Below are 12,771 nucleotides of genomic sequence, written 5' to 3' on the forward strand. Positions count from 1 at the left end.
TTGGATTTATGGATTCGTGAATATCGACTCCCCCACGATCTGTAAAGGATGTCCGCCGCTATGATGTGACGGCAAGCACCTTTCCCGTATCGTGCTGGCGCACGAAGTCCACCCGGGCACCGTCCCAGTGGTAGCTGTAGTGGCGGCCCTGCACTGGAACGGCAATGACGTCGGGCCAGAAGATGCCGATGCAGCCGCCGCCCGGCATGCGCACGCTGTTCCACACCAGCCCGTCGCTGCCGGCTGCCCGCAGCGCCCGCCCTTCCGCCTGCGAGGCGGAATAGTCGTCCGGGTCGAGCACGCCGGGCACGGCGTTGACGTCATCGAGATCGCGGTCGACGTTGCCGATCAGCACGCGGAAATCCGCCGTCCAGCCCGGCCCTTCGTCTGTGGCGCGCATGAATTTCTGATGGTGGTGGATGGTCTCGGCAAGCGCCACCTCCTCGCTGTCGCCGGCATAATAGATCCCGTAGCTGCCATCCGAGAAGCGTCCCGGCCGCAGCGTCGAACAGTGCACGAAGGGCGCCATCACGAAGCTGGCGCCGGGGCCGGAAACCCGCCTTGCGGCCGAAACCTTGCCGAGATCGCCAATCTCGAACCTTATGCGCGGGTTGGTCTTCGCCTCGACGGCGGCCAGCGCCTCCCAGTCGCGCGGGTCGGCAATGTCTTCGAACAGGTCGATCGGTGGGTGGATGGAACGGATGATGCGGAAGGTCTTGTGCCAGTCGACGCGGCGACGGACCGCAAGCCCACTCACCATGCACCACGCTCCGCATCGAGCCATTCGCGCATCGCCGAGAGATCGGAGATTTCGCCGCGCAGCATCAGGTCGAGCGCCGACTGGCCGCCAAAGGTGGCATTGGGCTTGCGGATCCAGGCATAGCCGCGCGCCGGCTCCGTGAAAAGGTAGCGCAGGCCCTTGTGGATGCCCATCAGATGCGCCATGCGGGTGCGCAGGTCGCGGTCGATCCTGCCGATGCCACCTTCCTTCGCCCCAGTCTTCCAGCGTGCCCAGGTCCGCGCCGACATGCCGCCGAGCAGGATGCAGGCCTCCAGGTCGGTGAGATTCCAGGCCTTGAACAGATTGACCGTGGTGCGCGCCAGCGCGCCCGCTTCTTCATCCGAGATAGCGGCTCCGAACGTGGCCGGCGTGGTGACGATGGACTGAAGCTGCATTGCGTTCACCTTGCTGATTGGCAGATATATAGCATGTATTTGCCAATTGGCAAGAATGCGGAGATGGCAAGGCTTGGCTGCAAAATGAAAAGGCGCGGCCCACACCGCAGGCCGCGCCCTTTATTGCATCACACTGTACGGTGCCTACTCAGCCGCCTCATATCCCGCGATGCCCTTGATCTCGAGGAAATCCTCAAGTCCGTATTCGGCATATTCGCGGCCATTGCCCGACTGCTTGTAGCCGCCGAACGGCAGGCCGGCGTCCCACTGGGGATAGTTGATGTAGACATTGCCGGTGCGCATGCGCGCCGCGACTTCGCGCGCCTTCTTCATGTCCTTGGCCTGGATGTAGGAGGCGAGGCCATAGACGGTGTCGTTGGCGGTCTCGACCACCTCGTCGACGCTGCCATAGGGCATGATCGCCAGTACCGGCCCAAAGATCTCCTCGCGCGCGATGCGCATGTCGTGGGTAACGTCGGCGAACACTGTCGGCCTGACATAGTAGCCGCGGTTGAGTTCGGCCGGACGGCCGGGGCCGCCGGCGACCAACGTCGCACCCTCGTCGATGCCGGCCTGGATCAGGTCCTGGATCTTGTCGAACTGAACCTGGCTGACGACCGGGCCGAGCTTGGTGCCGGCAGCGTCGGCCGGACCGACGGTGAATTTTTCCGCCGCAACCTTGGCATAGCGGGCCGCCTCGTCATGGCGCTCGCGCGGCACGAACATGCGCGTTGGCGCGTTGCAGGACTGGCCGCTGTTGCTGAAGCAACCGGCCACGCCCTTGCTGACCGCGCTTGCGAGGTCGACGTCGGGGAACAGAATGTTGGCCGACTTGCCACCAAGCTCCTGATGCACGCGCTTGACCGTGTCGGCAGCGGCCTTGGCCACCAGGATGCCGGCGCGGGTCGAACCGGTGAACGACATCATGTCGATGTCAGGATGGCTGGACAACGCCTGGCCGACGCCCGGTCCGTCGCCATTGACGAGGTTGAAGACGCCCTTCGGCACGCCGGCCTCGTCGAGGATCTCGGCGAAGATGATGGCGTCGAGCGGCGCGATCTCGGATGGCTTGAGCACCATGGTGCAGCCGGCGGCGAGCGCCGGACCCACCTTGCAGGTGATCTGGTTGAGCGGCCAGTTCCACGGCGTGATCAGCCCGACGACACCGATCGGCTCCTTGACCACGAGATGATTGCCCTTCACGTGGCGGAATTCGAAAGCCTTCAGCGTCTCGGCCATTTTGGTCAGATGCGCCAGCCCAATGCCGACCTGGCTGTCCAACGCCATCTGGCGCGGCGCGCCCATCTCGCGCGACACGGCAATCGCAAGATCGCCACTGCGCTTCTTGTAGACCGTGATGATGCGGTTCAACAGGTCGAGCCGCTCGCCGACCTCGGTGAAACCAAAGCTGTTGAAGGCGCGCTTGGCGGCAGCCACCGCCTTGTCGACATCGGCCTTTGAGCCGAGCGAAATCTGCGCAAAAGCGTCCTCATTCGAGGGATCGATGACGTCCAATGTGTTGGGCACAACAGGATCGACCCACGCGCCATCGATGTAGAACTGCAGATTGTGTGACATCGTTTTCTCCTTGGCCGCATGGTCGCGCCGGGCCGTCATATCTGGCTGGAGATAACGATGCACAAACGCCGCTGTCAAACACAACCCCCGAAGTGGTTGAGCCAGTGCGGCAGTGATTGAGCCAGAGCGGTTGGGCAGCAACCAGCTTGGTGAGGATGGACTACAGCAAGGTATGCCCGGCCTCGACCAGAAACCGCCTCGCCGCGGCCTGATCCGTGGCTTTCACCAGGAGATGGTCGCCATCGAAAGTGGACACCACGAAGATGCCCAACCCGTTTTCCGACAACGGCCTGATGACCGACAGCACGATACCGGTTTCGTCGAAGGCGAACGGGCCCAGGAGCTTGAAGGCCACCCAGTCGATATCCTGCTTGACGGCATGCGGCACGCGGTCCTGCAGGCAAACGATCGAAAGCTCGTCGTCGGTCCTTGTGATGCTGACGAAGCCTGGTCCGTCCGCCCAACCGGGAATGGTCTCGCCCGCCGCCAGCCGGGAAACCGCGTAAGACCCCGGGAGTTGCTTAAGCCTGACCTTGGCAGCCATTATCGAAATCCTTCCTCAGATCGCCGGTGATCCCGCTAGCCTCTTGCTCATATAGACCGTCATGCCGCCCATGAACGGCTCGTCCCGATCCACGATATAGCCCTGCCTCTTGTAGAGCGATACGTTCGCCTCGAACGCGCCATTGGTCAGCAGGCGAAGCTCGTCGCGGCCCGACTCGATCGCCTTGCGCTCGGCCCACTCCAGCAACAGCCGGCCAATCCCCCTGCCCTGCGCATCCGGTGCGACACACACATTCTCGATCCACAGGTGATCCTCGGCCAGCATGGTTTCAATCATTCCCACGATCCGATCATCCTCGACGGCGAGATCGAACGGATGCTCGGCAACAGCCTTCTCGTAGTCGGCGCGCATCGGCAGAGGCTCGCGGCCGATCACCGCTACCCATTTGGCATAGGCGGCGCGCACGATATCCCGGATCGCGGCGGCGTCAGCGGGCGCGGCCGGCCGAAGCCGGATGGAAGAATTGTTGGTCATCAAACTGCTCCAGACATGAAAAATCCCGCCGGCGGTTTCGCGGGCGGGGCTGGAAACGAAAGAACCGGGTCTATCCTGCCGGTCTTTGTCGTCGCGCAATCAGCTTGCCGCTCCGCACTGTGCAGGGGCGACGTCGCTTGGTGTTGGCGGGCGCGAAAACGAACATGGCGCCAAGTTGGAACAGGAAGCGCGGCGATGTCAAGGCGACCGCTCGATCGACAGTGTCTCGAATGGCGACAAGATTCTGGTCCTCGCGCCGCAGGGCATAGAATCGCTATATGCTTTGTGCCAACGGCAGCTGATCGATGGGCAAACTATGACCGGGACGCTGAACAAAGCGGTGCGGATGGTGGCCATCCTGAACCTGGCCTATTTCGGGATCGAATTTGCCGTAGCCGTTTGGATCGGATCGGTATCGCTGTTCGCGGACAGCATCGATTTTCTGGAGGACGCATCCGTCAATCTCCTGATCATGGTCGCGTTGGGCTGGACCGTCCGCAATCGAGCGCGGCTCGGAATGGCGCTGGCCGGGATACTTCTGATCCCCGCTTTGGCGACCCTTTGGACAGCCTGGGAGAAATTCAACATTCCAATTCCGCCAACTCCCGTTCCGCTAACGCTCACAGCGGCTGGCGCGATGCTCGTCAACCTGTCGTGCGCGCTCATGCTCGCTCGCTATCGCCATCACAGCGGCAGCCTCACCCGCGCCGCCTTCCTGTCGGCGCGCAACGACGTCCTGGCCAATGTGGCAATCATTGCCGCCGGCCTGGTCACGGCATTTGTGTGGAATTCGGCTTGGCCAGATATTGTCATTGGGCTGGCAATCGCCGTCATGAATGCGGATGCTGCCCGCGAGGTTTTCACGGCCGCAAGACGCGAGTTCGCAGAAGGCCAAATTTCAAACTGAAACGCTGCCGCCCGATCCGCGCACGATCCCCTCAACTCCTGCGCCGTCGGCCGGAATGGCTACCCGGTCGTCGAGTGCCCGCAGCCTGCGCCTGGCTCTAGCGATCGATCCTTGCTTCCTGTTGCGGAGAATAGCGCGCTCCCTGTACGGCGATCACCGAGACCGCGTCCTCGATGTCGGCAAGATCGTTCGCCGTCAGCGCGACAGTGACCGATCCGATGTTCTCTTCGAGGCGATTGAGCTTGGTGGTGCCGGGGATCGGAACGATCCAGGGCTGTATCTGCCAAGCGCGGGAGCGATATCGGAGAATGGGCTTTTCAGCCTTGGAACATCGGTCATGTTGGTCTCCTTCGTAGAGTTCGGGCGTTGAACTCGGCGCCACGCGCCGATACCTGGTCAAATCCCGTATTGTTCGTCGCTGACATGCTCCAACCAGTCGACGACCTTGCCGTCGAGCGCTTCGGCGATAGCGATGTGGCTCATCGCCGTGGTCGGCGCGGCGCCATGCCAATGCTTCTCTCCGGGCGCGAACCAGACGATGTCGCCGGGCTGGATCGATTCGATCGGGCCGCCCTCGCGCTGCGCCAGGCCGGCGCCCGACAGGACGATCAGCGTCTGGCCGAGCGGATGCGTGTGCCAGGCGGTGCGCGCGCCGGGCTCGAAAGTCACGGTGGCGCCGCCGACCCGGGCGGGCTCGCTGCCCTTGAACGGCGCGTCGATGCGCACCGCACCGGTGAAATAGTCGGCCGATCCCTTGGCCGAGGCCTGAGAGCCGTTTCGCGTGATGTCCATGGTTTTGTCCCTTCCTGGCAACAGCCATGACACGACCGCCCGGCTTTAGAGACGGCCGGAGGTGCCCGGTGTGATAACGCCTATCTAGGGTCTGCGATTGGTGCCGATTAGGTGCTATATCCAGCATGATCTTATGAAGGGGGCTCATGAATGCCACGTGACAACCTGAATGAGCTAACCGCCTTCCTCGCTGTGGCGCGCGAGGAAAGCTTCACCAGGGCGGCGGCCAAGCTCGGGGTTTCCCAATCGGCGCTCAGCCACATGGTGCGGGCGCTGGAGGAGCGGCTGGGTGTACGGCTCCTGACCCGCACCACGCGCAGCGTGTCGCCCACCGAAGCCGGGGAGCGGCTGCTTCGCACCGTCGGGCCGCGGCTGGACGAGATCGAGACCGAGCTCATTGCCTTGAGCGCATTGCGGGAAAAACCCGCCGGCACCATCCGTATCAGCGCCGGTGAGCACGCCGCCGATGCGGTCCTGTGGCCGGCGATCGCCCCGCTGCTGCCCGACTATCCCGACATCAAGGTCGAGATCATCGTCGACTATGGACTGACCGACATCGTCGCCGAGCGCTTCGACGCCGGCGTGCGGCTGGGCGAACAGGTGGCGCGCGACATGATCGCGGTGCGCATCGGCCCCGACATGCGCATGGCGGTGGTCGGCTCGCCAACCTATTTCGCTACCCGACCAAAGCCGCGCACGCCGCAGGACCTGACCACCCACAATTGCATCAATCTGCGGCTGCCCACCTATGGCGGGCTCTATGCCTGGGAGTTCGAGAAGGCCGGACGCGAGCTGAAGGTTCGGGTCGAAGGCCAGCTTGTGTTCAACACGGCCGCGCTGCGCATGAACGCGGTGCTCGCCGGCCTCGGCCTTGCCTATCTGCCTGAGGAGCAGGTGACGGCCCATCTGGCCAACGGCCGGCTGGTGCGTGTGCTCGCCGACTGGTGCGGGCCCTTCCCCGGCTACCATCTCTATTACCCCAGCCGCCGGCAAGCCACGCCGGCCTTCTCGCTGCTGGTCGAAGCGCTGCGCTACCGGGGCAAGGAGTAAGTCGGTGAGCAGCTTCCACCCGGCTTTGACTCGCCGCCGCCTGCGGTGACTATCCCCGGAAATGGTCGCGGAACCATTTCCGCGGCACCGCGTTCACTGCGGTTAACTGGAACTCCTATACGTGGCGCAAGTGACGAAAACCTCGAGCTCGACCTTTGATCTGCCCCACCAAATCCTCGATAATCTTCCCGTAGCAATCTACACCACCGACACCGAAGGCAAGATCACCTATTTCAATCGGGCCGCGGCAGATTTCGCTGGGCGCGAACCCGAGCTCGGAAAAGACCAATGGTGTGTGACGCACAAGCTGTTCACGACCGACGGTGAAGTGTTGCCGCATGACCAATGCCCGATGGCTGTCGCGCTAAAGGAGAACCGGCCGGTCAGAAACCAGTCGGCTATCTCCCAACGCCCGGACGGCACGCGTGTGCCGTTCCTTCCCTATCCCACACCGCTTCATGACGAGCAGGGCAGACTGGTCGGCGCCGTCAATATGCTGTTCGATCTCACTGACCGCCATCATGCCGACGAGGCCAGGCATCATCTGTCAGCCATCGTGGAGTCTTCCTTCGATGCCATCGTCAGCAAGGATTTGAACGGGGTCATCAGGAGCTGGAACTCAGCCGCCCAACGTCTGTTCGGTTACACCGCCGACGAAGCAATCGGAAGGTCGGTAACTATGCTGATACCGGACGACCATTTGGACGAAGAGCCGCGCATATTGGAGCGCATCCGCAAAGGCGAGCAGGTCGAGACCTACGAAACCATCCGCCGCCGCAAGGACGGCAGCCTTGTGCCCGTATCCCTGACAATCTCGCCGGTGCGCAACGCCGTCGGGCAGATCGTCGGCGCCTCGAAGATCGCCCGCGACATATCAGTAGCCAAGGAGAACGAATATCGCATCCGCATGCTGATGCGCGAGGTCAACCACCGGGTGAAGAACCAGTATTCCGTCATCATCTCGATGATCCGGGAGACCAGCAAGCGGTCATCGACGCCGGCCCAGTTCGAACGTCAGGTGCGCGAGCGCATCATGGCGTTGTCGCTCTCGCATGACCTTCTGGTTTCCGGCGACTGGAAGGGCGCCACGATCTTCGAACTGCTGCTTGCGCAGGCCAAACCGTTCGGCAACGAGGAGCGGATCTCAATGTCGGGCCCTTCCCTGACGCTGAGCCCCAATGCCGTCCAGTACCTCGGCATAGCGTTTCATGAACTCGCGACCAATTCCGCTAAATACGGCGTCCTTTCGGCCGCAGACGGAACGATAACGGTGCAATGGAAGGTAACCGGACTGGTCGGCCAGAAACAGTTCCAGCTGATCTGGAAAGAGAGAGATGGTCCTGAAGTACAGACGATCGGCCATGGTGGTTTCGGCAGCATGGTGCTGCGGCGCGTCGCTCCAGCCGCGGTGAGCGGCACCGGTGTTCTCGAGCATGATAGCCACGGTGTCACCTGGACGCTGCAAGCACCGTTGACCCAACTTGAGGCTTCGGTTGACAGCGAGCACGTTGATCAGCGTGCATTGGACCAGGTGATGAGCGGACACGAATTCGGAATTGTTCCCTGAACTTGGGCACTGGCAACAGGACTACGGCCCGCTACGTGTTGCTTTTATTGTACGTCCTGGCCTTCAGCCCTGTCGCAATATGGCGGGCATCAGCACCGGAGCCATCGCCGTGACCGTGACCGACCTCTATCGAGGCTACATCGCCTGCCTCAACAATCAGGACTGGCAGAAGCTGCATCGCTTCGTTCATGACGAGGTGCACTACAATGGCGACCGCGTCGGACTGTCGGGTTACCAGGACATGCTGGAGCGCGATTTTCGGGAAATCCCAGACCTCTATTTCGATATCCAGTTGCTGATCGCCGAACCGCCGTTCCTAGCCAGCCGGCTTCAGTTCAACTGCACGCCGAAGGGAACCTTCTTCGGGCTCCCTATAAACGGCAGGAAGGTGTCCTTCAGCGAGAACGTCTTCTATGAATTCCTCGACGACCGGATCAGGAACGTCTGGTCGGTGATCGACAAGGCCGCGATCGAGGCGCAGCTTTAATCCAGGTCGCCCAGAAAGCGACGTCTGCGCGGCAGCGTCCGTTGATCGTTCGTAAAAATCGATCATTCTAACGAAAATAATTCGTTGGAAAGATTGGTTTAGGAATGGCATTCTCCCGGCATACTCGCCTGGAGCATTGCATTGTCTTCCGTTTCCCACTTCGCGAACGATATTCCAAAAAGCGCGTTTCCTGCCGATGTCGCGCAAGGGCGAAAATCCCTTAGCTGGAATGGCATCGTCCCCGGCATCGTGCTGGTCACGATGATCACTGCCGTCGCCTTCTCGGCGCGCAATGTTTCCGGCTTCGCGCTGTTCAGTCCAATGATCCTCGCCGTCGTCGCCGGCATGATCTACTCCAACGTGCTCGGCACGCCCGTGCACGCCAAAGCCGGTATCGCATTCTCGCAAAAGCGCCTGTTGCGCTTCGCCATCGTGCTGCTCGGCTTCCAGCTGACGCTCGGCCAGGTGGTCTCGATCGGCGCCGGCGGCGTCGGCATTGTCGCGGCGACGCTTGGCGCCACCTTCGTTTTCACCATCACGCTTGGCCGGCTGATCGGCGTCGACGCCAAGCTGGCGCAGTTGATCGCCGCCGGCACCTCGATCTGCGGCGCTTCGGCCATCGTCGCCACCAACATCGTCACCGATGCGCGCGACGAGGACGTCACCTACGCCGTCGCCTCGATCACCTTGTTCGGCACCGTCGCCATGCTCGGCTTCCCGCTCATGGCGCCCATGCTCGGCCTCGACCAGCACACTTTCGGCCTGTGGGCCGGCGCCTCGATCCACGAGGTGGCGCAAGTCATCGGCGCCGGCTTTCAGAACGGCACCCAGTCCGGCGAGATCGCCACCGTCGCCAAGCTGACCCGCGTCGCCATGCTGGCGCCGACGGTCGTCGCGCTCGGCCTGATGGCGCGCGGCAGGAGCAGCAGTGAGGTGGCGGCGCGGCCGCCCATGCCGTGGTTCGTCGCCGCCTTCGTCGCTGTCGTGGCGTTGAACAGCTTGGTCACGGTGCCCACCGAGGTGAAATCGGCAATGGCGCTCGCCACCACCATCATGCTGACCATGGGCCTGGCCGCCATGGGCCTGCAGGCCGACATCTCTCAGCTGCGCTCGCGCGGCCTGCGCCCGCTGGCGCTCGCCTTCTCGGCCTTCCTGTTCATCGGCTGCTTCAGCCTGATGCTGGTGAAGTTCGCCTGAGCTTGATCGCCGGCACGCAGACGGCACAAGCGAGTTTGGGAATCAAATCACATCGGCTACGGTCTGCCGCGCATCAACACGCGAGCCCGCACCCGATCCATGCCGTTTGTTCCCTTACCCTTCGTCGTCGCCCTGTCGCTGTTCATCCTGCTTTGGGTCGTCGCCAGCCGCCAGGATGAGGCAGCACCGAACCTGCCGTTTCTCGCCCTGATCCTTGTTGCAGCGTTGCAATCGGTGCTCACCGGACTGCGCTGGGGCTATGGCATCAGCGAAGTCGGCTATATCGCCCCCGTATCCGCCGCGATCATGCCGTCTCTGCTCTACGCCGGCGTATCGAGCCTGGTTCGCACCAGCGACCGCCGGTGGCCGGCCCTGCTGGGGCTCCACGCGACACCCGCGGTCATCATCATCATGCTGATAATCTTTTGGCGCGAGGCGATCGACGTGGCGCTGACATCAATCGATTTCACCTACGCCGCCGCCATTCTCTGGCTGCTTCGCTCCGGCGCCGACGGGCTTCGCCTTGCGCCCTTCGACGGCGCGGTCCCGGTCTCCAGGGCCATCCTTTTCGCGGCAGCTACGCTGTGCCTGTCGGGAGCCGTCGACATGCTGGTGTCCTTCGATCTGGCGTCGGGACATGGCGCTCGCGCGGCAACCGTGATCGGCATCGGCAATCTTTTCATGCTCGTCATTGTCGGCGTGGCGGCGGCTGCGGCCAGCCAAAGCCATGTCCCGCTCAATGCCGCCGAGCCCGTCGAGAGTCCGTCCCCACCCGACGCCGGCGAGAACGCCGATGCGATCGCCAGGGTCAACGAGTTGATGCAGGAGAAAAAACTATATCGCGACGCCAATCTCAACCTCAACCGGCTTGCCCGGCGCGCCGGAATTCCAGCACGGCAGATCTCAATGGCGATCAACCGGGCCACGGCCAGGAACGTCTCGCAATATGTCAACGGACACCGCATCACCGAGGCCTGCCGGCTGCTGAGCGAGACCGATCAGTCCGTGACGGAGATCATGTTTGCGGTCGGCTTCCAGACCAAGTCGAACTTCAACCGCGAATTCCGCCGCGTCACCGATATGACCCCGCTCGCCTGGCGGGACCGGAACGCGCCTGACGCGGCGCCCTCGCTTGCGAACCGGCGGGCGGCTGAAATCGGCAGCGCCGTTCCGCACTGAACGGTACTCAATCGCGATAAAGCACGTCCTTGATCGCGATCAAGGTCGCGGACCTCGCTCCGATCCGCTGACATCGGGTCGCTAACACTGCAATCGAACATGACCGCCAGCTTGCCCGGACGCTGTAGCCTCCGGCCTTGCCACCTATAGGGCGCGTTCGACAACGGAGATTTCAATGAAATTCTGGACTATGCTCTGCGCCGTCGCTGTTTCCACGGCGCTCATCCAACACCCCGCAGACGCCGGCGACAATGTCGGCGTTCGTCAGTTGCCTGCCCCATCCAAGGAGCGCGGCATCGATCTCGATGTGACGGTCTGGTATCCCGCGCAACCGGGCGGCGAGATGGTTATATCAGGCGACACCGCGCTTTTCGCCGGAACGGCCGCCATGCGCGATGCGCCTATCGCTGGCGGAAAATTTCCGCTTATCCTGCTTTCGCATGGCGCTGGCCTGGCGGGAACTCCACACGCCCTGAGCTGGATTGCAACGCCTCTGGCCAGGCAGGGATTCGTCGTCGCCGCTCCCACACACCCGGGAAATACGGGGAAAAACAGATCCGCCGCCGAGACGATGAAACTCTGGTTGCGGCCCGCCGATCTCACGGCTGCCCTGACCGCGACGGCGAAGGACGCTTTCTTCGCAGGGCACCTCGAACAAGGCAAAGTAGGCGTCCTCGGTCTTTCCATGGGCGGCAACACGGCGCTGGCGATAGCCGGTGCCCGCATCGATCCGAAATTGCTGGCGGCCTATTGCGATACGGACCTGCTCAATGCCTCGCTCTGCGACTGGGTCAGGCAAAGCGGCGTCGATCTTCACGCCATGGATTTGCAGGCCGCCGGTCGGGACAACCGGGATGAGCGCATTCATTTCGCCATGGCGATCGATCCTGCCCCATCCGATGTCTTCGATGTCAAAAGCTTTGCCGGTATCAAAATTCCGGTCGCTATCGTCAATCTTGGCCGACCAGGAAAGATTCCCGTGACCGCCGACGCATCCGAGATCGCAAAAGCAATTTCAAAGGCGAGCTATGCGACGATCGCGGATGCGAGCCACTACAGCATGTTCGGCGAATGTAAGCCCGGCGCTGCCGGCATCATTGCGGCCGAACAGATCGGCGACCCGGTTTGCGATGACGGTGGAGCACGATCGCGCGGTGATATTCACGCGCAACTGATCGACATGACGATTGCAGCTTTCAATCGCGCGCTGAAGACCGAGCCGTAGGACGCAGCTCAGTCCTCGAACGAACTCGCCGCGGCATAGATCGCCGCCAGCGTCTCGATGCCGGCCTGGTCTGCCTTGTCGAAGCGGCCGGGCAGCGGGCTGTCGAGATCGAGCACGCCGAAGACGCCTTCATCGTCCTCGAGCAGCACCACCAGTTCCGAGCGCGAATCGGCATCGCAGGCGATGTGGCCGGGAAAATCATGCACGTCCTTGATCAGCATCGAGGTGCCGAGTTCGACCGCCGTTCCGCACACGCCCTTGCCGACGGCGATGCGCACACAGGCCGGCTTGCCCTGGAACGGCCCGAGCACCATTTCCTCGTCCGACTGCAGGAAATAGAAACCGGCCCAGTTGAGGTCCGGCACCATCTGGAAGATGAGTGCTGCGGTGTTGGCGGCGTTGGCGATCGAATCGCGCTCACCCTCGAGCAGCGCCTTCAATTGGGTGGCGAGGTCGCGGTAGAACGTGGGCTTGTCTGAGGTGTCGATGGCCTTGGCCGCAAACATGAACGTGTCTCCGTGTCGGGGATGGCGGTTCGTCCGTTCGCTTGCCAAAGTCCGGCGAGCTCCGCAAC

The 12,771-nt window shown here is 62.6% G+C and carries 15 protein-coding genes; 7 read left to right on the forward strand and 8 right to left on the reverse strand.

Translation table 11 applies throughout. The features are described from left to right. Window positions 1-58 precede the first annotated feature (58 nt). The 5 genes from LB519_RS16570 to LB519_RS16590 all read right to left on the reverse strand — a co-directional run bounded on the left by LB519_RS16570 (window position 59) and on the right by LB519_RS16590 (window position 3,793). Entirely contained in the window at window positions 59-760 is a 702-nt protein-coding gene (locus LB519_RS16570; protein ID WP_224620626.1) for an RES family NAD+ phosphorylase, read from the reverse strand. After that, window positions 754-1,176, reverse strand: coding sequence for an MbcA/ParS/Xre antitoxin family protein (locus LB519_RS16575; RefSeq protein ID WP_013530547.1), 423 nt, complete (start codon window positions 1,174-1,176; stop codon window positions 754-756). The genes LB519_RS16570 and LB519_RS16575 overlap by 7 nt, the downstream gene beginning before the upstream one ends. A 144-nt stretch (window positions 1,177-1,320) precedes the next feature. After that, a complete protein-coding gene (locus tag LB519_RS16580) occupies window positions 1,321-2,754 on the reverse strand; it encodes an aldehyde dehydrogenase family protein (protein ID WP_224620627.1) in 1,434 nt (477 codons plus the stop codon). Between the two features lie 160 nt (window positions 2,755-2,914). Continuing rightward, window positions 2,915-3,298, reverse strand: a complete 384-nt coding sequence (locus LB519_RS16585) for an ACT domain-containing protein (RefSeq protein WP_063172670.1) — start codon at window positions 3,296-3,298, stop codon at window positions 2,915-2,917. Between the two features lie 15 nt (window positions 3,299-3,313). Further along, window positions 3,314-3,793, reverse strand: coding sequence for a GNAT family N-acetyltransferase (locus LB519_RS16590; protein WP_024501788.1), 480 nt, complete (start codon window positions 3,791-3,793; stop codon window positions 3,314-3,316). Window positions 3,794-4,109: 316 nt separating this feature from the next. Here LB519_RS16590 and LB519_RS16595 point away from each other — a divergent pair, with 316 nt between their 5' ends. Then, complete coding sequence (locus tag LB519_RS16595) at window positions 4,110-4,700, forward strand: cation transporter (protein WP_224620748.1); 591 nt, start codon at window positions 4,110-4,112, stop codon at window positions 4,698-4,700. 97 nt (window positions 4,701-4,797) lie between these two features. Here LB519_RS16595 and LB519_RS16600 read toward each other — a convergent pair whose 3' ends face one another. Together LB519_RS16600 and LB519_RS16605 are read right to left on the reverse strand one after the other, a co-directional pair. After that, entirely contained in the window at window positions 4,798-5,082 is a 285-nt protein-coding gene (locus tag LB519_RS16600) for a hypothetical protein (RefSeq protein ID WP_224620628.1), read from the reverse strand. A 14-nt stretch (window positions 5,083-5,096) separates the two neighbouring features. Continuing rightward, complete coding sequence (locus LB519_RS16605) at window positions 5,097-5,492, reverse strand: cupin domain-containing protein (protein ID WP_027160872.1); 396 nt, start codon at window positions 5,490-5,492, stop codon at window positions 5,097-5,099. Window positions 5,493-5,642: 150 nt separating this feature from the next. On the opposite strand from LB519_RS16605, the gene LB519_RS16610 reads away from it, so the two are divergent. From LB519_RS16610 to LB519_RS16635, 6 genes are all read left to right on the forward strand, one after another. Next, window positions 5,643-6,542 carry a LysR family transcriptional regulator gene (locus LB519_RS16610; RefSeq protein ID WP_224620629.1) on the forward strand — a complete coding sequence of 300 codons (900 nt, stop codon included), beginning with the start codon at window positions 5,643-5,645 and terminating at the stop codon, window positions 6,540-6,542. A gap of 121 nt (window positions 6,543-6,663) precedes the next feature. Beyond that, window positions 6,664-8,109: a sensor histidine kinase gene (locus tag LB519_RS16615; protein WP_224620630.1), complete on the forward strand. Its 1,446-nt coding sequence runs from the start codon at window positions 6,664-6,666 to the stop codon at window positions 8,107-8,109. A gap of 109 nt (window positions 8,110-8,218) precedes the next feature. Next, window positions 8,219-8,596 carry an ester cyclase gene (locus LB519_RS16620; RefSeq protein ID WP_024501791.1) on the forward strand — a complete coding sequence of 126 codons (378 nt, stop codon included), beginning with the start codon at window positions 8,219-8,221 and terminating at the stop codon, window positions 8,594-8,596. A gap of 141 nt (window positions 8,597-8,737) precedes the next feature. Further along, window positions 8,738-9,793 (forward strand): YeiH family protein, encoded by a 1,056-nt coding sequence (locus LB519_RS16625; RefSeq protein WP_224620631.1) that lies wholly within the window; start codon window positions 8,738-8,740, stop codon window positions 9,791-9,793. Window positions 9,794-9,892: 99 nt separating this feature from the next. Then, complete coding sequence (locus LB519_RS16630) at window positions 9,893-10,972, forward strand: helix-turn-helix domain-containing protein (RefSeq protein ID WP_224620632.1); 1,080 nt, start codon at window positions 9,893-9,895, stop codon at window positions 10,970-10,972. A gap of 175 nt (window positions 10,973-11,147) precedes the next feature. Continuing rightward, the gene (locus LB519_RS16635) at window positions 11,148-12,197 is read left to right on the forward strand and encodes an alpha/beta hydrolase family protein (protein ID WP_013530536.1); all 1,050 of its coding nucleotides are present in this window, start codon (window positions 11,148-11,150) and stop codon (window positions 12,195-12,197) included. 8 nt (window positions 12,198-12,205) lie between these two features. On the opposite strand, the gene LB519_RS16640 is transcribed toward LB519_RS16635, so the two are convergent. Continuing rightward, entirely contained in the window at window positions 12,206-12,703 is a 498-nt protein-coding gene (locus LB519_RS16640; RefSeq protein WP_013530535.1) for a GAF domain-containing protein, read from the reverse strand. Window positions 12,704-12,771: the final 68 nt, after the last annotated feature.

It is taken from the genome of Mesorhizobium sp. AD1-1 (assembly GCF_020164655.1).
In the GTDB taxonomy this organism is placed as follows: Bacteria; Pseudomonadota; Alphaproteobacteria; order Rhizobiales; family Rhizobiaceae; genus Mesorhizobium; species Mesorhizobium ciceri.

Coding starts and splice junctions, on each gene's coding strand:
- LB519_RS16570 (WP_224620626.1), bottom strand. CDS start 760: ATGGTGAGTGGGCTTGCGGTCCGTCGCCGCGTCGACTGGCACAAGACC.
- LB519_RS16575 (WP_013530547.1), bottom strand. CDS start 1,176: ATGCAGCTTCAGTCCATCGTCACCACGCCGGCCACGTTCGGAGCCGCT.
- LB519_RS16580 (WP_224620627.1), bottom strand. CDS start 2,754: ATGTCACACAATCTGCAGTTCTACATCGATGGCGCGTGGGTCGATCCT.
- LB519_RS16585 (WP_063172670.1), bottom strand. CDS start 3,298: ATGGCTGCCAAGGTCAGGCTTAAGCAACTCCCGGGGTCTTACGCGGTT.
- LB519_RS16590 (WP_024501788.1), bottom strand. CDS start 3,793: ATGACCAACAATTCTTCCATCCGGCTTCGGCCGGCCGCGCCCGCTGAC.
- LB519_RS16595 (WP_224620748.1), top strand. CDS start 4,110: ATGACCGGGACGCTGAACAAAGCGGTGCGGATGGTGGCCATCCTGAAC.
- LB519_RS16605 (WP_027160872.1), bottom strand. CDS start 5,492: ATGGACATCACGCGAAACGGCTCTCAGGCCTCGGCCAAGGGATCGGCC.
- LB519_RS16610 (WP_224620629.1), top strand. CDS start 5,643: ATGCCACGTGACAACCTGAATGAGCTAACCGCCTTCCTCGCTGTGGCG.
- LB519_RS16630 (WP_224620632.1), top strand. CDS start 9,893: ATGCCGTTTGTTCCCTTACCCTTCGTCGTCGCCCTGTCGCTGTTCATC.
- LB519_RS16635 (WP_013530536.1), top strand. CDS start 11,148: ATGAAATTCTGGACTATGCTCTGCGCCGTCGCTGTTTCCACGGCGCTC.
- LB519_RS16640 (WP_013530535.1), bottom strand. CDS start 12,703: ATGTTTGCGGCCAAGGCCATCGACACCTCAGACAAGCCCACGTTCTAC.